A 19,892-nucleotide genomic window follows, 5' to 3' on the forward strand; every position below is an offset into this window, starting at 1 on the left:
GCGATCTGCCGGGACGCTGAGCGTCGAGGAAGGTGTCGTGATTGCGAGGATGCTCGACGTAGGCCACGGCTCTGGTCGTCGCACCTGCGCCGTGGGCGAAAAGGGTGCGACGGCGGGCATGGTGGCCGGGGGCATCGCGTTAGCGTTGGCGACACCGACCATGAGAGGACTGACGTGAGCGAGCTCTATACACCCGCTGCGGTCGCCCCTCCCCAGGCAGCCGACGCAGCAGGCGCGGGTCTGGGGTTGACCGACTCCATCTACAACCGCCTCCTCAAGGAGCGCATCATCTGGCTCGGCTCCGAGGTGCGTGACGACAACGCCAACGCCATCTGCGCCCAGATGCTGCTGCTGGCCGCCGAGGATCCCGAGCGGGACATCTACCTCTACATCAACAGCCCCGGCGGCTCGGTGACCGCCGGCATGGCCATCTACGACACCATGCAGTACGTCCAGCCCGACGTCGCCACCGTGGCCACGGGCCTGGCCGCCTCCATGGGGCAGCACCTGCTGTCGGCCGGCGCCAAGGGCAAGCGCTACCTCACACCTCACGCCCGCGTGCTCATGCACCAGCCCTCCGGCGGCGCAGGGGGCTCGGCCACCGACATCCGTATCAACGCCGACCTCATCATCAAGATGAAGCAGGAGCTCGCGGAGATCACCGCGGCCAACACCGGACACACCGTGGAGGAGATCATCGCCGATTCCGACCGCGACCACTGGTTCTCGGCCCAGGAGGCCCTGGAGTACGGATTCGTCGATCACATCGTGCGCTCCAGTCGGGAGATCGGCAAGCAGAACGGAGACAACTGACATGTCCTCGACCCGTCCCTACTTCGAGGCCGTCGCCCGCCAGGCCGGTGCCATGCCGCAGGCCCGCTACGTGCTGCCCCAGTTCGAGGAGCGCACCGCCTACGGCTTCAAGCGTCAGGACCCCTACGCCAAGCTCTTCGAGGACCGCATCGTCTTCATGGGCGTCCAGGTCGACGACGCCTCCGCCGACGACATCATGGCCCAGCTCCTGGTCCTGGAGTCCCAAGATCCCGATGGCCTCATCACCATGTACATCAACAGCCCCGGCGGATCCTTCACGGCGCTGACGGCCATCTACGACACCATGCAGTACATCAAGCCGCAGGTGCAGACCGTCTGCCTGGGGCAGGCGGCCTCCGCCGCGGCCGTGCTCCTGGCGGCCGGTAGCGAGGGCAAGCGCCTGGCCCTGCCCAATGCGCGCGTCCTCATCCACCAGCCCGCCATGGAGGGGATGCAGGGGCAGGCCAGCGACATCGAGATCGTCGCCAACGAGATCGACCGCATGCGCTCCTGGCTGGAGGACACCCTGGCCGCGCACACCGGCCAGGATCGCGAGAAGATCCACGCCGACCTCGAGCGCGACAAGATTCTCACGGCCGCAGCCGCCAAGGAGTACGGGATCGTGGACCAGGTGCTCACTTCTCGCAAGGCCCCGGCCTCCCCGCACTCCTCCTGAGGAGGCGCTGAGATGCTGACCGGGTCGTCGACGCCGTGCTGACGCTGCGTGCAGTGCTCCTTCCAGCAACCGGCTGGAGCACTGCACGTGCAGCCGGTGGAAATCAGACCCGCAAACGCTGGCAGCATGGTGCCCAACGTGGCATATTGCGGACTGGACACGCCGCCATGCCCTCGGCGCACCTGCCGTCTCAGCCCGTAGGCTGACGCAGGACCGCCCGGGCTCGGGGGCCGATGACGAACCTGGAGGAAACTGTGGCACGTAACGCTGAGAGTGTGGATCTGCTGAAGTGCTCCTTCTGCGGCAAGAGCCAGAAGCAGGTCAAGAAGCTCATCGCCGGGCCCGGTGTCTACATCTGTGACGAGTGCATCGAGCTGTGCAACGAGATCGTTGACGAGGAGCTGAGCGACTCCGGTGCCGGCGTACCTCTTGAGCTGCCCAAGCCCCAGGAGATCTTCGACTTCCTCAACCAGTACGTCATCGGTCAGGAGGCCGCCAAGCGCGCCATGAGCGTGGCGGTCTACAACCACTACAAGCGTGTCCAGGTCAAGGAGCGCTCCGTGGCCGAGGGGGACGGCCTGGAGCTGGGCAAGTCCAACATCCTCCTGCTGGGGCCCACCGGAACCGGTAAGACTCACCTGGCTCGAACCCTGGCTCGCCTCCTCGACGTCCCCTTCGCCATCGTCGACGCCACGGCGCTGACCGAGGCGGGATACGTCGGCGAGGACGTGGAGAACATCCTCCTCAAGCTCATCCAGGCCGCTGACGGCGACGTCAAGCGCGCTGAGAAGGGCATCATCTACATCGATGAGATCGACAAGATCGGCCGTAAGGCGGAGAACCCCTCAATCACCCGTGACGTCTCGGGTGAGGGCGTGCAGCAGGCACTGCTCAAGATCATCGAGGGGACAACGGCCTCCGTGCCTCCCGGCGGTGGGCGCAAGCACCCGCACCAGGAGTTCCTGGAGATCGACACCACCAATATTCTCTTCATCGCCGCAGGCGCCTTCGCCGGTATCGAGGAGATCGTGCGCCAGCGTCAGCGCAAGGAGTCCGGTGCCCAGATGGTGGGTTTCGGGGCGCAGCTGACCGGCAGCACGGGGGCGAAGGACGTCTTCACCTCACCGGTGCGCCCCGAGGACCTCCACAAGTTCGGCCTGATTCCTGAGTTCATCGGCCGTCTGCCCGTCATCGCGACGGTCCAGGATCTGGGGGTGCGCGAGCTCGTGCGCGTCATGACCGAGCCCAAGAACGCTCTGGTTTCCCAGTACCAGTACCTCTTCAGTCTTGACGGCGTCGAGCTGGAGCTGACCGACGCGGCCATTGAGGCGGTGGCCTCTCTCGCCCTGGAGCGCAAGACCGGTGCCCGGGGGCTGACCTCCATCGTCGAGGAGGTCCTGGGGCAGGCCATGTTCGAGGTTCCCTCCCTGCCTGAGGTCGGGCGCGTCGTTGTCGACGCCGATGCCGTCAGGGGCACCGGGAAGCCCCGCTATCAGTCCGGGTCGGGCACGCTGCGCTCGACGAACAAGGTGGGGGAGCGGAGCCGGACCGCATGAGTGAGGGGCAGGCGGGAGTTCCCCCGCAGCTGGCCGTTTACCGGGACACCATCGACAACCTCGACGCCGCCCTCGTCCATCTCCTGGCAGAGCGCTTCCGCTGCACCCAGCAGGTGGGCCTGCTCAAGGCCAGGCTGGACCTGCCGCCGGCCGACCCAGGGCGCGAGCGGCAGCAGGTGGCGCGTCTGCGGGCACTGGCCGAGGAGTCCGGCCTGGACCCGGTCTTCGCCGAGAAGTTCTTCACCTTCATCGTCGCCGAGGTCATCCAGCACCACGAGGAGATCCGCGACGACCACGAGGCCGAGCGCGCCAAGCAGTCATAGCCGCAGAAGCCACCGGGCGCAGCTGTTCGGGTGAGTTCCTGGTGGACTCCCTGCGACATGAGCCGTTGAGGCCGGGGCGAGTACGAGGGCAGTTGTGGAGCAGCCGGCGCGCCCGGAGCCGTTACGCGGCCCAGGCCCTGGTCGGGAACGTACTTCGTGCTCGAGGACTGCGTTGTCCCGCAGCTGACTGCGGGCGGATGGCAGTCGTTTGCCGGACAAGTACGTTCTGGACGGACAACGCAGTCCCCGATTCGTGAGCCAGTCCTTCGGAGTCGCCATGGAGCGTGGCCGGCTCAGGACACAGCGGCCGATCCTGGTTCCGTACTCATCAACTTCCGGAAGTGATGGCCGACGACGTCGCAGCGGGATCGTGCGGCAGCCTCTAGCCCTGCGACGGCGAGACAGTGGCATTGGGGACGAGTGGCGTGCGCGTGTAGAGAGCCTCGATCTCGGCCGAGAAACGCCTCTCCGCCTCAGCGCGGCGCACCTTGAGCGAGGGGGTCAGCAGGCCGTTGGCCACGGTGAAGTCCGTGGGCAGCACCTCGAAGGTACGGATCGACTCCGCCCGTGAGACCGCTTCATTGGCCCGGGCCACGGCCCGCTCCAGGGCGGCGCGCACCCGCGGGTCCCGGGCGGCGTCGACGACCGTCATCTCCTCCAGCCCGTGGGAGGACAGCCACAGCGGCAGCATCTCGGCATCCAGGGTGAGGAGCGCGCCGATGCAGGGGCGGTTCTCACCGACGACGAGCACCTGGCTGACCAGCGGATGACCACGCAGGCGGTCCTCCAGAGGGGCCGGGGCGACGTTCTTCCCACCTGCGGTGACAATGAGCTCCTTCTTGCGCCCCGTGATCCGTAGGAAGCCCTCGGCGCCTTCGAAGGAGCCGATGTCCCCGGTGCGCAGCCAGCCGTCGGCGGTGAAGGCCTCGGCCGTGGCCTCAGGGTTGTTGTGGTAGCCGGTGAAGGTGCCGATGCCCCGGACCAGGATCTCCCCGTCGTCGTCCAAACGGAGCGCGCAGCCGGGCAGCGGGGTGCCGACGGTCCCGATCCGGGTGGCCCGGGGCAGGTTGACGCTGCACGGCCCCATGGTCTCGGTCAGGCCGTAGCCCTCCAGGACGGTGACCCCGGCGCCGCGGTAGAAGTGCCCCAGGCGCTCGCCCAGAGGCCCGCCCCCGGAGATCACGTGGGTGACCTGCCCGCCCAGCACGGAGCGTAGGGTGGAGAAGACGAGCTTGTCGAAGGCAGCGCGCTGAGCCTTGAGGCGGCGCGACGGGCCCTGCGGGGTGTCCAGGGCGCGTGAGTAGGCGATCGCGGTCTTGGCCGCCAGGCGGAAGACCTTCTGCTTGGCACCGGTCGCCTTGGCGTCCGCGGCGTTGTAGATCTTCTCGAAGACGCGGGGGACAGCCAGGACCGCGGTGGGCCGGAAGGAACCCAGGTCGTTGAGGAGATTCCGCACGTCGGGCACGTGCCCCAGCACGCCCGCGCGCGAGCAGACGAGCGCGATCTCCATGAACCGGCCGAGCACGTGGGCCAGGGGCAGGAACAGCAGGAAACGGACCTCGGCCCCGCCTAGGACCTCGGGCACGTGCGGGCAGACGTTGACGCACAGGTGCACGAGGTTGCCGTGGCTGAGCTCGACGCCCTTGGGACGGCCGGTGGTGCCGGAGGTGTAGACGATGGTGGCCAGGGACTGTGAGGTCAGGGCCGCGCTGCGCCGGTCGAGCTCGCCGGCGTCCACGCCTCGACCGGCCCTGATGAGCCCCAGGACGTCCTCGCTCTCGACGCACATCACCTGCAGACTCTCCAGCTCGGGCACGGTGGAGGCCAGTGCACCGACCATGGAGGCCATGGCCTCGTTCTCCACGACGATGAGCTTCACACTGGCGTCGGTGAGGATCCACTGGGCCTGCTCGGCCGAGGAGGTCTCATAGACGGGGACGACGACGAGGCCCGCCTCCCAGGCGGCGAAGTCCAGAAGCGTCCACTCGTACGACGTGTGCGACATGATGCCGACGGCGTCTCCGGGCTGAAGTCCTCGGGCCACCAGGCCCGCGGCCACCTCACGCACCTGGGTGCGGAAGGCACTGGCGCTCATCTCCCGCCAGCGCCGCCCCAAGGGGGACTTGCGGGCGATGAGCCCGCCGTCGGGATTGCGGCGCACACGCTCGGCCAGCACCCAGGGCGTCGTCATGCCGTTGTGAACCGGGACCAGGAGCTCGGTGACGTGCTCCTCTAACGAGGCGGAGGGGCCGGAGTCGGCCGGTCGGGCGGAGGCGTCGGTCATGGTGGCAAGTATGCCCGCCCGAGGCCGCCGGCGACGTTTGCCTCCGTTTACTCCTGTGGTCCTTTGCGGGTGGAACCGTAGATGTCCGCGATGACGTTGGCGTGGGCCTCCATGACCGGGCCGCGCTTGACCTTCAGCGACGGGGTGAGCAGGCCGTTGGCCTCGGTGAAGTCTGTGGCCAGCACCCGGAAGGTGCGGATCGACTCGGCCCGGGAGACCGCGCGGTTCGTGCGCGCCACGGCCCGGTCCAGGGCGGCGAGCACCTGCGGGTGGGAGGAGGCCTCGACCACGTCCATGGCCGGCAGCCCATGGTTGCGCAGCCACTGGGGGAGCATGTCCTTGTCCAGCGTGATGAGCGCGGAGATGAAGGGCTCCCCGTCCCCGATGACGAGCACCTGGCTGATGAGCGGGTGGCCGCGCAGGCGGTCCTCGAGCTGGGCGGGGGCGACGTTCTTGCCGCCGGCGGTGACGATGAGCTCCTTCTTGCGTCCGGTGATGCGCAGATAGCCGTCGTCATCGAGGGCGCCGATGTCGCCGGTGCAAAACCAGCCGTCGGCGGTGAAGGCCTCGGCGGTGGCCGAGGGGTTGTTGTGGTAGGTGGAGAAGACGCCCAGGCCGCGGACCTGGATCTCGTCGTCCTCACCGATGCGGATCTCGTTGCCGCAGACGGGCGGGCCGACAGTGCCGATCTTGTTGAGCCAGTCGGTGTTGACGCTGACCGGGCCGATGGTCTCGGTCAGGCCGTAGCCCTCCAGGATGACCAGTCCCAGCCCGCGGTAGAAGTGGCCCAGACGCTGTCCCAGCGGCCCCCCGCCGGAGATGATGAAGCGGGCATTGGGGCCCATGAGTCCCCGGATCTTGCGGAAGACGAGACGGTCGGCCACGGCGTGCGCCCGACGGAGGCTGCCGGAGGGGCCTTGAGGGGTGTCCAGGGCGCGGGAGTAGGCGATGGCGACCTTGGCGGCCCAACGGAACAGCTTGAGCTTGGCGCCGCTGCCGGCCTTGGCGTCGGCGGCGTTGTAGATCTTCTCCAGGACGCGCGGGACGGCCAGGATGTAGGAGGGGGCGAAGGACTGCAGGTCGGGCAGAAGGGTCCTGGCGTCGGGGGTGTGGCCCAGCACACCCTCGCCGGCCAGGGACAGCAGCTGGAGGCAGCGGGCGTAGACGTGGGCCAGCGGCAGGAACAGCAGCAGGCGCACGTTGTCGCCCCACAGGACTCCGGGCAGGTAGCGCACCCCGTGATAGGGGATGCCGACGGCGTTGCGGTGGGTGAGCTCGACGCCCTTGGGACGGCCCGTGGTGCCGGAGGTGTAGATGATGGAGTAGACGTCGTCGACCGTGAGGGCGTTGGTGCGCTGGTCGACCTGGGAGGGGCTGACGCCCGAGCCCGCCTGGACGATGGTGGTGATGGCGTCGGAGTCCAGGGCGAGGACCCTCACCGTGTGCCCGATACCGGCGACGGCGCCGCGTACGAGCTCGGCCAGTGTGCCGCTCTCGGTGATGACCACCCGCACGTCGGAGTCGGTGGCGATCCACTCGACCTGCTCGGCTGAGCTCGTCTCGTAGATGGGCACGGATATGAGGCCCGCGCGGGCGATGGCCATGTCCAGGAGGAACCAGTCGTAGGAGGTGTGCGCCATGATGCCGACGGTGGCACCGGCCTCGAGCCCCATGCCGATGAGACCCGCGGCCACGTGGGCCACCTCCTCGCCGAAGGCTCGGGCCGAGACCTCCTGCCATTCCCCCGACAGGGGCGACTTGCGGGCCACGAGTGGCCGGTCACCGCTGCGGGCGATGCGGTCGGCGAGCAGCCACGGAACCGACCAGTGCTCCTCGGGCTGGAAGGGGATCTCGGTGCTGGAGACCCCGTCGGTCATATGGCCGGGATAGCGTGGTGGCCTGGTGCTGGTGGCCTGGGGCGAGGAGTGGTGAGAGCTCACGGCCTCATTGTGTCAGGCGGTGGTCAGGGCGGCGCACCGTTGAGGTGAGAGAAGGAGAGCGACGCTGTGGAGGTTTTCACAGGTGGTGCGCAGTGGTCTCATGGAGATCACGGGATGTGGGTGATGGGAGGGGAGTGTGCGGCTCGGAGGTTCCTCTCAAGGTGCCTGAGGAAACGAGAGCGATAGGTTTGACCGCTTGGTTACATATGTGTAACGTGCCCCTCAGCCCTAGTCGACGCGCGTCGACAATGTGGGTCCTTCCGGAACGGAGCTGGTGGGCTCCGCAACAGTTTCAAGGAGGAAACACGCATGACACCCCTACCCCGTCGTCAGTTCATCCAGGGCTCGGCCCTGGCGGCGGCGCTGGCCTCAATGGCGGCCTGCTCCACGTCCCGCGGAGACGACGACGGCCCCGTCACCTTTGAAGGCACCGGACCAATCACCTGGGTCCAGGGCAAGGACAACTCGGGCGGCAAGGTGCAGGCCCGGATCGATGAGTGGAACAAGGCCCACCCTGGCGAGGAGGTCAAGCTCATCGAGCTCTCCGCCGAGGCCGATCAGCAGCGCACCTCCCTGATCAACGCCGCCAGAATCAACTCCAAGGCCTACGACGTCGTCTCCCTGGACAACGTCTGGGTCTCCGAGTTCGCCGCCAACCGGTGGGTGGTCGAGCTGCCCCAGGGCGAGCTCAAGAACGACGACATCCTCGAACCCGTGTGGAAGACCGGCCTCTACAAGGACAAGCTCTTCGCGGTCCCCTTCGTCACTGACGCTCCGATGATGTTCTACCGCAAGGACTTCCTGGCGAAGGCCGGCGTCGCGGTTCCCAAGACCTGGGACGAGGTCAAGGCCGCCATCGACAAGGTGCGGGCCCTGCCCGGCCACGAGAACATCGGAGGGTTCGGCGGTCAGTTCGCCAAGTACGAGGGCCTGACCTGCTGCGCCTCGGAGTTCATCCACACCGCAGGCGGCGACTTCTACGACGACGATGCTCAGGTCATCGTCGACTCCGCCGAGTCGGTTACCGGTCTGCAGTGGCTCATTGACGGCTTCTCCAAGAACTACATCCCCAAGGAGTCCTTGGAGTGGAAGGAGGAGGACGGGCGTAACGCCTTCGAGGCGGGCGACCTCCTGTTCCTCCGTCAGTGGCCCTATCAGTACGCCAATAACAAGGAGTCCCTGGGGACGGACAAGTTCGACGTCGCCGCCCTGCCGAGCATCGATGGCAAGTCATTCGTGCCGACCCTGGGTGGGCACAACTGCGCCATCACCAAGGGGTCGAAGAACAAGGCCACTGCCTTGAAGTTCGTCAAGTGGTGGATCAATGAGGACTCCCAGCGTTATCAGCTTAAGACCCAGACGCTCGCCCCGATCCTCGGATCCCTCTACGACGACCCCGAGCTTCTCAAGGACTTCCCCTACCTGCCGATTCTCAAGCAGAGTCTTAAGAACGCCAAGAGCCGTCCTCAGGCCGTCTACTACGGCGACGTCACCGCCAAGATCCAGGACAGCATCTATCCCGCGATCCAGCAGCCGGGGAGCAGGGCAGCCAAGGACGTTATCGCCGGCCTGAGCAGCGGCCTGAAGAAGCTGGAGGGCTAAGAGCCTCGATACGGTGACCGCCTTGCGGCGGAGCCTCTCGTGAACCCGGTCATGTCATCTAGGACAGTCAGCAAGGACAGTCAAAAGGACGGTCAAAGGACAGTCATGAGTACAACGACGCACTCCGAACAAGTCGTCAATCGCCAGTCCAAGAGCTCCAAGGCCCAGGCCCGTCTGGCCTGGCTGCTCATCTCGCCCACGGTGCTGGTACTGACGATCGTCATCCTCATCCCCATCGCCCAGTCTCTCTACCAGTCGCTCTTCGGGCGGCCCCGCCTGGAGGACAACGGCTTCTTCTCCACCACTGAGCCCTTCGTGGGTCTGAAGAACTACACCGACATCTTCTCCAGCGCCGGGGAGAGGTTCTGGGTGGCCTTCTACAACACGACCCTCTTCGGCGTGGTCACCGTAGTCCTGGAGACCATCCTGGGTGTTGCCATGGCGCTCATCATGCACAAGGCGATGAAGGGACGCGGCATCGTGCGCGCCTCGATCCTCGTGCCCTGGGCGATCCCCACCGCGGTCTCCGCCATCCTGTGGGGCTGGATCTTCAACCAGAACGGTGTCGCCAACGCCATTTTGGGCCGGCACGTCATGTGGGCCTCAGGGGACCTGAGCGCCAAGGCGGCCATCATTATCGCCGACGTGTGGAAGACGGCGCCCTACATCGGGCTGCTTACCCTGGCTGGGCTCCAGCTCATTCCCGATGAGGTCTACGAGGCCGCCAAGATCGACGGCGCCAGCGCCTGGAAGCGCTTCACCTCCATCACCCTGCCGCTGGTCAAGCCCGCGCTCGTCGTGGCCGTGGTCTTCCGGGCCCTGGACGCCCTGCGCATGTTCGACCTGCCCTACATCCTCATTGGCCCCAGGAAGGGCAGCGTGGAGACCCTCTCCATGCTGGTCCAGGACGAGAGTTCCAACTCCCGCTACGGCAGTGCCGCGGCCTACGCCCTCATCCTGTTCCTCTACGTCTTCGTCTTCGCCGTCGCGTTCTTGAAGATCACCAACACCGACATCAGTGGTAACGACGAGGCCAGACGCAAGCGCAATGAGCGCAAGCTGCCGGTCAGCGCCTTCTTCAAGCGCTCCGGCTCCTCCACCCCGGCCTCCCAGACGGCTACTGAAAGGAGCCAGCAGGCATGAGCACCTCCACCGCCGCACCTGTCCGCAAAACCAAGAGGGACTGGGGAAGCCACTTCTCCACCGTCGGAATCGTCCTCATCGTCATCTACTGCCTGGCGCCTTTCTACTGGATGCTGGTCTCCTCACTGCGCCCCGACAGTGAGATCTTCGAGAACAGCTGGTGGCCCCGCCACCCCTCCTTCGAGAACTACAAGGCGGTCTTCTCCGAGAAGAACGACTTCGCCAACGGCCTCATCAACTCCCTGGTCGTCTCGATCGTCGTGACGGTCGTGGCGCTGGCAGTGGCGACCTTCACCGCCTACGCCCTGGCGCGCCTCGACTTCCGGGGCAAGGGCCTGCTAATGCTCCTCATCATCGCCACCTCGATGTTCCCACTCGTGGCCATCATCGTGCCCCTGCTGAAGAACTTCGCCGCCTGGGGCTGGACGGACACCTACCAGGCGATGATCGTCCCGGACCTGTCCTTCTCACTGCCACTGGCGGTGTGGAACCTGACGAGCTTCTTCCGGCAGATGCCCCAGGAGCTCGAGCAGTCCGCCATGGTCGACGGATGCACCCCCGGCCAGGCCTTCCGCAAGGTCATCCTCCCGCTGGCCGCGCCGGGAATCTTCACTACCGCCATCATCATCTTCATCGGCGCCTGGAACGAGTTCCTCGTGGCCGTCACGATGATCATCAACCCCTCGATGCAGCCGGCCACGGTGCTGCTGTCGAAGTTCACCGGGGACTCCCAGTTCAACACGCCCTTCGGCTCCCAGATGGCGGCCGGTGTCATCATGACGCTGCCGCTGGTCATCATGGTGCTGCTCTTCCAGCGGCGGATCGTGGCCGGACTGGCCGCAGGAGGACTCAAGCAGTAGACAGACGCAAGCCCGGGCCCGGCTCCCTGGAGAGCCCGCCCATCACCCGTTCGTCTCTGTGGGGCGGCACCACCGCACCGCCCCACAGGGATCGTTCGGGGCGACGCTGGTTGCCTCCGACCCCCTCTCTCATCCCTCGTCTTCATTCACCTGGCCGCAGCGCAGCGGCCTGACATAGGACCCGTCCATGACCTTGACCAGTGCCCGCCCGCAGGGCCTCGTATCGCGTACCGACACCGAAGCCTGGTGGCGCGATGCCGTCATCTACCAGATCTACCCCCGCTCCTTCGCCGATGCCAACGGTGACGGCATCGGCGATATTCAGGGGATCCGGGAGCACATCGACCACCTGGTGGCACTCGGCGTGGATGCCGTGTGGCTCTCGCCCTTCTACCCCTCGCCCCAGGTCGACGCCGGCTACGACGTCTCGGACTACTTCGACCTGGCCCCCGAGTACGGTTCCCTGCAGGACCTCGATGCCCTCATCGCCGACCTCCACGAGGCCGGCATCCGCGTCATCATCGACCTGGTCCCCAACCACTCCTCCGACCAGCACAAGTGGTTCCGCGCCGCTCTGGAGGCCGGGCCCGGTTCGCCCGAGCGCGACCGCTATATCTTTCGGCACAGCACCGACGGCGCCCCGAACAACTGGGGCTCGCTCTTCGGCGGACCCGCCTGGCAGCCGGTCGAGCCGCTTACCGGCCGCAGCGAGGACCAGGACTGGTACTACCTTCACCTGTTCGCAGCCGAGCAACCCGACTTCAACTGGTCCAACGAGGACGTTCACGAGCACTTTCACACCTTCCTGCGCTTCTGGGTGGAGCGCGGCATCGACGGGTTCCGCGTCGACGTCGCCCACGGGCTGGTCAAGGCCGAGGGGCTGCCCGACGACGATCTCGGTCCGGACAGGTGGAATGTCGTCGCCGTAGAAGGCGAGGACGCTGCCGCCGCCCGCGAGAAGCTGCCCGACGTTGGGCCGGCCTTCAACCAGCCCGGGGTCCACGACATCTACCGCGAGTGGCACCGTGTCCTGGACGAGGTCGGCGAGGACATCCTCCTGGTCGCCGAGGCCTGGGTGCCCACGGAGGCCGATGTCGCCCAGTACGTGCGCGCCGACGAGATGAGCCAGGCCTTCAACTTCCCCTTCCTGGGCGCCGGGTGGGACGCCGACGCGCTGCGCCGCGTCATCGACGTCTCCCTGAGCGAGTACGGCGCCGTCGGGGCGCCAGCCACCTGGGTGCTGTCCAACCACGACGTCGTGCGCCACGCCTCCCGCCTGGCCTACCCCGCCGACATGGACACCAACCCCGGGATCGGCCCCAAGGATCCCCAGCCCAACGCCGAGCTCGGCCTGGCCCGGGCGCGGGCCGCCACCCTATTCATGCTGGGCCTGCCCGGCAGCGCTTACCTCTACCAGGGCGAGGAGCTGGGACTGCCCGAGCACACCACCATGGAGGACGAGGCCCGCCAGGACCCCCTGTGGGAGCGCACCGACCATCTCGTACCAGGGCGCGACGGCTGCCGGGTCCCCCTGCCCTGGACGCGGGACGGAGCCTCCTACGGCTACAACGCCACCGGCCTCACCTGGCTGCCCCAACCCGAGGGGTGGGGCGAGTACTCGCCTCAGGTCCAGGAGGAGCGCGAGGGCTCCACCCTCAGCCTGTACCGGCGGGCCATCGCCCTGCGCCGCGAGCTCCGACTGGGGCGCGGCTCGGTGGAGTGGCTGGACAGTGAACCCGGGATCCTGCTCCTACGCAACGGCACCACAGGGATCGTCCTCAACACCACCGAGCAGCCGGTGGCGATCAAGGCAGCCGGCAGAACCCTCATCACCTCCTGGCACCGAAGCGAGGTGGACGGGGCGGATTCGGCGGATACCGTGGATGCCGCCGACGCCGTCGTCGTACCACCCAACGGTGCCTGCTGGCTGGATCTTTTCGCCGGAGGAACCGATGGCGGCGACCCGCGCTGACGTGGCCCGGGCGGCGGGGGTGTCGCCCTCGACCGTCACCTACGTCCTGAGCGGCCAGCGCTCGACGCGCTCGAGCACCCGGGAGCGGGTCATGCGGGCCGTGCGCGAGCTCGACTACCACCCCAACACCGCAGCCCGCTCACTGGCCTCGCCGGTGCTGCGCACCGTGGGGGTCCTGTTCCGGCGCCAGCGCTCCACCATTGACGCCAATGACCTGGACTACGTCGATGGGGTGCGCCGCGCACTGGCGCTCAGCGGAATCCAGGTCGTCATCCCGGTCATGACCTCTTCGACGCCGCTGATCGAGCTGCGCTCGCTCGTGCGCTCCGGCGCCCTGGGCGGGGTGGTTCTCATGGATGTGGCCGACGGCGATGAGCGCGAGGCGATGCTGCTGGAGGAGAAGGTCCCCACCGTCCTCATCGGCTCCTCCGATCGCGCCGGCGGGGCGCCCGGCATCGACGCGGACTTCGCTCAGATGGCGCACGCCGGCGTCGAGCACCTGACCGGGCTCGGGCACCGCCGCATCATCGCACTCATGCGGGAGACCGCCTCCGACGACGCTCACGCCCGCCAGGACCACACCCACGAGCTCCTGCGCGCCGCGCAGAAGCTGGGGGTGGAGATCCTGGTGCGCCAGGTCCCGGAGGCGGCGCTGGCCGGCGCCGACATCGTGCGATCCGGCGGCCTCATCGAGGGGTGCAGCGCAGTCCTGTCCAACAACCCCGCCGCCGTGGTGGGACTTGCCTGCGCGGCGCAGGCCCACGGCCTGTCCGTTCCCGCCGACCTGTCCGTGCTCACCCTCGGGATCACGCAGGACAGCGTCCGCCGGGGGGAAGCCTTCAGCGAGCTCAGCGTCAACCGTGAGACCATGGGGGCCGAGGCGGGCTCGCTCCTGCTGAGGCGCCTCAGAGGAGAACCGGACCCGTCCCAGCACCGTGGGCTCATGCCCGCCGTCCTCACTGACCGCGGCTCCACGGCGCTCTGCCGGAGCTGAGGAGCGGACGTGAAAGCGCCCGGATTGCTGCAATGTCTGCCAGACTCGATGATGAATGTGAGACGTTGAAGGAGAGGGCATGACGCTGAGTAGAACCCGCATAATCAACACTCTCATCGGCCTGCTGATCCTGGCCGTGGCGGCTCTCGCCGCTGTCCCGTGGCTGGTTCCCAGGATCCAGGAGGCAGCACGGGACGAACCCGACTCCGACCTCGTCCTGGCCGCGGTCAAGAAGCATCAAGCGCTGCTGGACGCCGAATGGACTAATCCCGAGGCCTCCACCGGAGCCGCCCCACCTATGCAGGCCGAGCTGATGATCCGAGATGCGCGCAAACAGCTGACCCAGGACGGTATCCCGGTGACCTCCGCGACGAGCGAGGTCAAGCGCATCAGGCCCACCTACCAGGGTGACGGCAATGTTCATGTGATAGCCGAGGTCTCCACCTCCAAGACCTACGCAGACGTTTCCAGCACGACCAGCGTGGAGACGAACCGCCACAGTCTCGTCCTCACTGGCAACGACGACCGCGGGTACTCGGTGGCGAGCGACGAGGTCGTTGATCCGGCGCGGCCCAGTCCTCCCATGAGCATCCGGCACCGCGCCGACCTCATGGGGCTGGGAGTGAGCATCGTGTTCGCCTCCATCGCCGTCGTCGCGGTGGTGCTGTCCCGGCGGAATCGAGCCCACCTGCCCCGTGGCTTCTCCTGGCTACCATTCGGCGGCACCTTCGCACTGACGATCGGGGTCGCCTGGGGCTACACGGTCGGCAGCGCCAGCACTCGGGATGACCTCGGGGACACGATGAGCTGCCTCGGGGAGCGCCTGACCTCGCTTGACTCCCGACTCATTCCCTTCCTCAGCCGCGACTGCGTGACTCACAGCCGCATCGACGTGCTTGCGGCCCTGCTGGCCGCCGTGGTCATCGTCCTCATCGAGTACCGGATCCTCCTGAGCCTCCGGCAGAGAACCGACCGCGTGAACCTGCCCGGCAGGCCCTAGAACGACGACGGTGGCGCCGCCCGAGGGGGCGCGCCACCGTTCGTCACAGGACCGGGTGCTCGCGGCTCACTTCTTCTTGGCCGGGGCCTGGCCGAGCTCGGCGGCGGTCACGGTCACCGGGAAGGCGCCTTCGGCTGAGTCGGCTGCCGGGGCGGCCTGCTCCACGGTGAAGGGGCCGGTGACCTTGGCGGCCTCGGTCAGGTCCGCACGCACCACCTCGATGGCCTCGGCGTACTCGGGCCGGTCGGCGGCAACGGCCAGCGCCACCGAGAGGATCGGTGTCTTCTGGCTCGTCTTGGCCTCCGACTTCACCTTGCGCAGCGCCGCCAGAGCGGCCCCGGCGCGGGCCACCAGCTCGGCGTCGGCCCCGGCGGAGGCCTCCCGCAGACCATCGGACTGCGGCCAGGCGGCCCGGTGCACCGAGCCGGTGCGGTACCAGCTCCACACCTCCTCGGTGGCGAACGGCAGGAAGGGGGCCAGCAGGCGCACGAAGGTGTCCACCGCGATCGCCAGCGTCGCCCGCGCCGAGCGGACAGCAGCGGCGTCGTGAGAGCCGTCGAAGTCATTGGCCCGGTCCTTGACCAGCTCGATGTAGTCATCGCAGAAGGTCCAGAAGAAGGACTCGGTGACTTCCAGAGCCCGGGCGTGACCGAAGTCCTCGAAAGCCTCCGTGGCGGCGTCGACGACGTTGGCCAGAGCCGCCAGGACCGCGCGGTCGATCGGCTCACTGACCACCGAGGCGTCCAGGCAGGGGGCGGGGGCCGCGGCCACGGCGGCCTCGTCGGCATCCCAAGGGATCCCCATGGACAGGGCGAACTTGGAGGCGTTGAGGACCTTGATGGCCAGGCGCCGGCCGATCTTGATCTGGGTCTCCTCGAAGGCCGCGTCCAGGCCCAGACGGGCCGAGCTGGCCCAGTAACGCACGGCGTCGGAGCCGTACTGCTCCAGCAGGCCCATGGGAGTGACGACATTGCCCTTCGACTTGGACATCTTCTTGTGGTCGGAGTCCAGGATCCAGCCCGACAGGCCGGCATTCGTCCACGGCAGGGCCGCGAACTCCAGGTCCGCGCGCACCACCGTGGTGAACAGCCAGGTGCGGATGATGTCCTGCCCCTGCGGGCGCAGGTCCATCGGGTAGACCCGGCCGAAGAGGTCCTCGTCGCTCAGCCAGCCTGAGGCCAGCTGGGGTGAGAGGGAGGAGGTGGCCCAGGTGTCCATGATGTCGAGCTCACCGACGAAACCACCGGGCTTGCCGCGCTGGTCCTCGGTGTAGCCGGCTGGGACGTCGGAGGAGGGGTCCACGGGCAGCTCGGACTCGGCCGGCGTCAGGATCGCGTCGTAGTCGACCTCGCCATCAGCCCCGACCTTGTACCACAGCGGGAAGGGGACGCCGAAGAAGCGCTGACGCGAGACCAGCCAGTCGTTGTTGAGGCCACGCACCCAGTTCTCGTAGCGCACGCGCATGAAGTCGGGGTGGAACTCCAGCTGGCGGCCGCGCTCGAGCAGCTCCTCGCGCAGGTCGGTACCAGAGGCCGGGTTCGTCCACTCCTTGCCGCCGTTGCGGATGTACCACTGGCGGGAGGTGACGATCTCCAGGGGCTTGTCACCCTTCTCGAAGAAGTTCGTCTGACGCACCGTCTTGACGGGCTCACCGCGCATCTCACCGGTCTGGGCCAGGCGGGCAACGAGGACCTCACGGGCCGAGAAGGTGGTCTTGCCGGCCATGGCCTCGTACATCTCACGGCCGGCCTCGGAGGTGATCCACTCGGGGGTCTCGGTCTCGATGCGCCCGTCCTTGCGCAGGATCGCGCGCAGCGGCAGCTGCAGGTCGCGCCACCAGTCGATGTCCGTGGTGTCACCGAAGGTGCAGCACATGGCGATGCCGGCGCCCTTGTCCTTCTCCGCGGCCGGGTGCGGCAGGACCGGCACCTCGACGCCGAAGACGGGGGAGGACACGGTGGTGCCGAACAGGGGCTGGTAGCGCTCGTCGTCGGGGTGGGCCACCAGAGCCACGCAGGCCGGCAGCAGCTCGGGGCGGGTGGTCTCGATGCACACGTCGACGCCGCCCTCCACCGGGGCGCCGGCGGCCTCGGCCTTGACAGCGGCCGCCTCATCCACGATGTGGAAGGCCAGGCGGTGGTAGAAGCCGGGGTACTCGCGGGACTCCAGCTCTGCCTGGGCCACCGCCGTCTGGAAGGTGACGTCCCACAGACCCGGCGCCGCCGCCTGGTAGGCCTCCCCGCGCTCAAGGTTGTGCAGGAAGGCGGTCTGGGCGACCTTGCGGGCCCGCTCGCCGATGGTCTGATAGGTGTGCGACCAGTCCACGCTCAGGCCGAGCCTACGCCACAGGGCCTCGAACTGCTTCTCGTCCTCCACCGTGAGGCGCTCGCACAGCTCGACGAAGTTGCGACGCGAGACCGGCACCTGGTCGCGGGCCTTGATCGACTTACCCTCCCCGCCGGTGTGCGGAGGAGTGAAGTCCGGGTCATAGGGCAGCGAGGGGTCGCAGCGCACCCCGAAGTAGTTCTGGACGCGACGCTCAGTGGGCAGGCCGTTGTCGTCCCAGCCCATGGGGTAGAACACCGCCTTACCGCGCATGCGCTGGAAGCGAGCCACGGTGTCGGTGTGGGTGTAGGAGAAGACGTGCCCCACGTGCAGGGAGCCGGAGACCGTCGGCGGCGGAGTGTCGATGGAGAAGACCTCGGCGCGCTCGGCGCTGCGGTCGAAGGCGTAGGTCCCCTCGGACTCCCAGCGCTCGCCCCAGGTGGTCTCCAGGCCGTCGGTCGACACCTTGGCCGGCACTCGCGGGCTGTGGGGCTCGGAGGGCAGCAGGCGGCTGGACGATGACGGGGGAGCGGTGTGGCTCGTGGGGGTCTCAGACATGGGGTCGATTCTGTCACGGTGCGGCCCGGACCCTCGACACGGCCAGGTGTGAGGTCGGTGGGCGTCGGCGCCGCCCCAGCTGCCTCATAGATATGGATCCGGGTTACGAAACGGGCGCTGATTGGTACGCTTGTACCAATACGGATCGAGCGGGCCCGCAGCGGCCCCGGGCCGCGGTCGAGGAGGACGCGCATGGATGAGGAGCCGGTGGAGCACAAGTACCCAGCCGCACAGACGTCGTCGGGCGTCTCCCGGGACCCGTCAGCGCAGGGAGGCAGCCAGGCCGGAGGGGACGTCACCGACCGCCTGCGGGAGCTCAGCGAGCACGCCGGCGTCCTCAGCCGCAAGAACACCCACCTGGCCAATGCCCTCAGGGCCGCGCGCCAGGAGCTGGCGGCCCTCCACGAGGACGTCAAGGCCCTTCAGCTCCCGCCCCTGGCGCACGCCACCGTCCTGGCCGTGGACGCCACCGCGCGCACCGCCGACGTCTCCATCGCCGGGAGGCGCCACCGGGTGGGTGTGGGACCCGCCGTCGTGTCCTCCTCCCTCCACCCGGGCGACGACGTCGTCCTCAACGAGCACCTCGTCATCACCGCCACCTGCCCCTCGCCGCGCTTCGGGGAGGTTGTCACCGTCAAGGAGACCTACGACGACGGCACCGTCCTGGTCCTGGCCCGCCACGACGAGGAGCAGGTCCTCAGCCTCTCGGAGACCCTGAGCGACCACCGCCCCCGGGTCGGTGACGCCCTCGTGGCCGACCTGGCCGTGCGCATGGCGCTACGACCCGTGGTGCGCTCCGAGGTCGAGGAGCTCGTCCTGGAGGAGGTGCCCGACGTCGGATACGGCGACATCGGGGGACTGGGCGAGCAGATCGAGCTCATCCGCGACGCCGTCGAGCTGCCCTTCCTCCACCCCGACCTCTACCGCGAGCACCGGCTCACCCCACCGCGCGGAGTGCTGCTCTACGGTCCGCCCGGATGCGGCAAGACCCTCATCGCCAAGGCCGTCGCCGCCTCTCTGGGGGCCGGCGGGCGTGGCGAGGCCTACTTCCTCAACATCAAGGGCCCCCAGCTGCTGGACAAGTACGTGGGGGAGACCGAGCGGCGCATCCGTGTCATCTTCGCCCGCGCCCGGGAGAAGGCGGCCACCGGGGTGCCCGTCGTCGTCTTCTTCGACGAGATGGACTCCCTGTTCCGCACCCGCGGGTCTGGGCGCTCCTCGGACGTGGAGACCACCGTGGTCCCGCAGATGCTCGCCGAGATCGACGGCGTCGACGAGCTCGACAACGTCGTGGTCATTGGCGCCACCAACCGTGAGGACATGATCGACCCGGCGATCCTGCGGCCGGGCCGCCTGGACGTCAAGATCCGCATCGGGCGGCCGGACCGGCGCGGCGCCGCCGAGATCCTGGCGACCTACCTGACCCCCGACCTGCCCATCAGCGAGGAGCTCCTGGCCGCTCACGGCGACGCGCAGGGGGCGGTGGACGCTCTCATCGAGCAAGTGATCGAGGCCCTCTACACCCGCCGCCGTGCCACCGAGATGGTCGAGCTCACCCGCTTCGACGGGCAGGCCGAGATCCTCCACGTCGCCGACCTCGTCAGCGGCGCCATGCTCGCCAACATCGTCGACCGAGCCAAGAAGGCGGCCGTCAAGGACCTGGTCACCAACGGCAGGCGCGGCCTGACGTCAGAGCACCTGCGCCGCGCCGTCATCGAGGAGATCATGGAGAACGAGGGCCTGCCCGCCACCGTCCACCCTGACGACTGGGCCCGCGTCAGCGGGCGGCGCGGCACCCCCGTGGTCTCCATGAGCGTGCTCCAGCGCTCGCGCGAGGAGTGAGAGC

General features: G+C 68.0%; 14 protein-coding genes. 11 read left to right on the top strand and 3 right to left on the bottom strand.

Features of this window, described 5'->3' with window-relative positions:
- Window positions 1-174: 174 nt before the first annotated feature.
- The 4 genes from HMPREF2883_RS03805 to HMPREF2883_RS03820 all read left to right on the top strand — a co-directional run bounded on the left by HMPREF2883_RS03805 (window position 175) and on the right by HMPREF2883_RS03820 (window position 3,368).
- Window positions 175-813 (top strand): ATP-dependent Clp protease proteolytic subunit, encoded by a 639-nt coding sequence (locus tag HMPREF2883_RS03805; protein WP_003786603.1) that lies wholly within the window; start codon window positions 175-177, stop codon window positions 811-813.
- Window position 814: 1 nt separating this feature from the next.
- Entirely contained in the window at window positions 815-1,489 is a 675-nt protein-coding gene (locus HMPREF2883_RS03810) for an ATP-dependent Clp protease proteolytic subunit (RefSeq protein ID WP_070659051.1), read from the top strand.
- A 254-nt stretch (window positions 1,490-1,743) separates the two neighbouring features.
- Window positions 1,744-3,045 (top strand): ATP-dependent Clp protease ATP-binding subunit ClpX, encoded by a 1,302-nt coding sequence (clpX, locus tag HMPREF2883_RS03815; RefSeq protein WP_070659092.1) that lies wholly within the window; start codon window positions 1,744-1,746, stop codon window positions 3,043-3,045.
- Entirely contained in the window at window positions 3,042-3,368 is a 327-nt protein-coding gene (locus tag HMPREF2883_RS03820; protein WP_070659052.1) for a chorismate mutase, read from the top strand. Before clpX ends, HMPREF2883_RS03820 begins: the two co-directional genes overlap by 4 nt.
- A gap of 382 nt (window positions 3,369-3,750) precedes the next feature.
- Here HMPREF2883_RS03820 and HMPREF2883_RS03825 read toward each other — a convergent pair whose 3' ends face one another.
- Window positions 3,751-5,652 (bottom strand): AMP-dependent synthetase/ligase, encoded by a 1,902-nt coding sequence (locus tag HMPREF2883_RS03825; RefSeq protein WP_070659053.1) that lies wholly within the window; start codon window positions 5,650-5,652, stop codon window positions 3,751-3,753.
- Between the two features lie 47 nt (window positions 5,653-5,699).
- Entirely contained in the window at window positions 5,700-7,529 is a 1,830-nt protein-coding gene (locus tag HMPREF2883_RS03830; protein ID WP_256277313.1) for an AMP-dependent synthetase/ligase, read from the bottom strand.
- A gap of 372 nt (window positions 7,530-7,901) precedes the next feature.
- Between HMPREF2883_RS03830 and HMPREF2883_RS03835 the strand changes: the two genes are divergently transcribed.
- From HMPREF2883_RS03835 to HMPREF2883_RS03860, 6 genes are all read left to right on the top strand, one after another.
- The gene (locus HMPREF2883_RS03835; protein WP_070659055.1) at window positions 7,902-9,194 is read left to right on the top strand and encodes an ABC transporter substrate-binding protein; all 1,293 of its coding nucleotides are present in this window, start codon (window positions 7,902-7,904) and stop codon (window positions 9,192-9,194) included.
- Between the two features lie 105 nt (window positions 9,195-9,299).
- Window positions 9,300-10,337, top strand: coding sequence for a carbohydrate ABC transporter permease (locus tag HMPREF2883_RS03840; RefSeq protein ID WP_070659056.1), 1,038 nt, complete (start codon window positions 9,300-9,302; stop codon window positions 10,335-10,337).
- On the top strand, window positions 10,334-11,197 hold the full coding sequence (locus HMPREF2883_RS03845; protein ID WP_070659057.1) for a carbohydrate ABC transporter permease: 864 nt from the start codon (window positions 10,334-10,336) through the stop codon (window positions 11,195-11,197). The genes HMPREF2883_RS03840 and HMPREF2883_RS03845 overlap by 4 nt, the downstream gene beginning before the upstream one ends.
- Window positions 11,198-11,384: 187 nt before the next feature.
- Window positions 11,385-13,169 carry a glycoside hydrolase family 13 protein gene (locus HMPREF2883_RS03850; RefSeq protein ID WP_070659058.1) on the top strand — a complete coding sequence of 595 codons (1,785 nt, stop codon included), beginning with the start codon at window positions 11,385-11,387 and terminating at the stop codon, window positions 13,167-13,169.
- Window positions 13,150-14,163, top strand: coding sequence for a LacI family DNA-binding transcriptional regulator (locus HMPREF2883_RS03855; protein WP_070659059.1), 1,014 nt, complete (start codon window positions 13,150-13,152; stop codon window positions 14,161-14,163). The genes HMPREF2883_RS03850 and HMPREF2883_RS03855 overlap by 20 nt, the downstream gene beginning before the upstream one ends.
- A gap of 79 nt (window positions 14,164-14,242) precedes the next feature.
- Window positions 14,243-15,163 carry a hypothetical protein gene (locus tag HMPREF2883_RS03860; RefSeq protein ID WP_070659060.1) on the top strand — a complete coding sequence of 307 codons (921 nt, stop codon included), beginning with the start codon at window positions 14,243-14,245 and terminating at the stop codon, window positions 15,161-15,163.
- Window positions 15,164-15,229: 66 nt separating this feature from the next.
- Here HMPREF2883_RS03860 and valS read toward each other — a convergent pair whose 3' ends face one another.
- Entirely contained in the window at window positions 15,230-18,046 is a 2,817-nt protein-coding gene (valS, locus tag HMPREF2883_RS03865; protein WP_070659061.1) for a valine--tRNA ligase, read from the bottom strand.
- 192 nt (window positions 18,047-18,238) lie between these two features.
- On the opposite strand from valS, the gene arc reads away from it, so the two are divergent.
- A complete protein-coding gene (gene arc, locus HMPREF2883_RS03870) occupies window positions 18,239-19,888 on the top strand; it encodes a proteasome ATPase (RefSeq protein ID WP_070659062.1) in 1,650 nt (549 codons plus the stop codon).
- The last annotated feature ends 4 nt before the right edge of the window (window positions 19,889-19,892 follow it).

Source organism: Actinomyces sp. HMSC075C01, assembly GCF_001812965.1.
Classification (GTDB): domain Bacteria; phylum Actinomycetota; class Actinomycetes; order Actinomycetales; family Actinomycetaceae; genus Actinomyces; species Actinomyces acetigenes.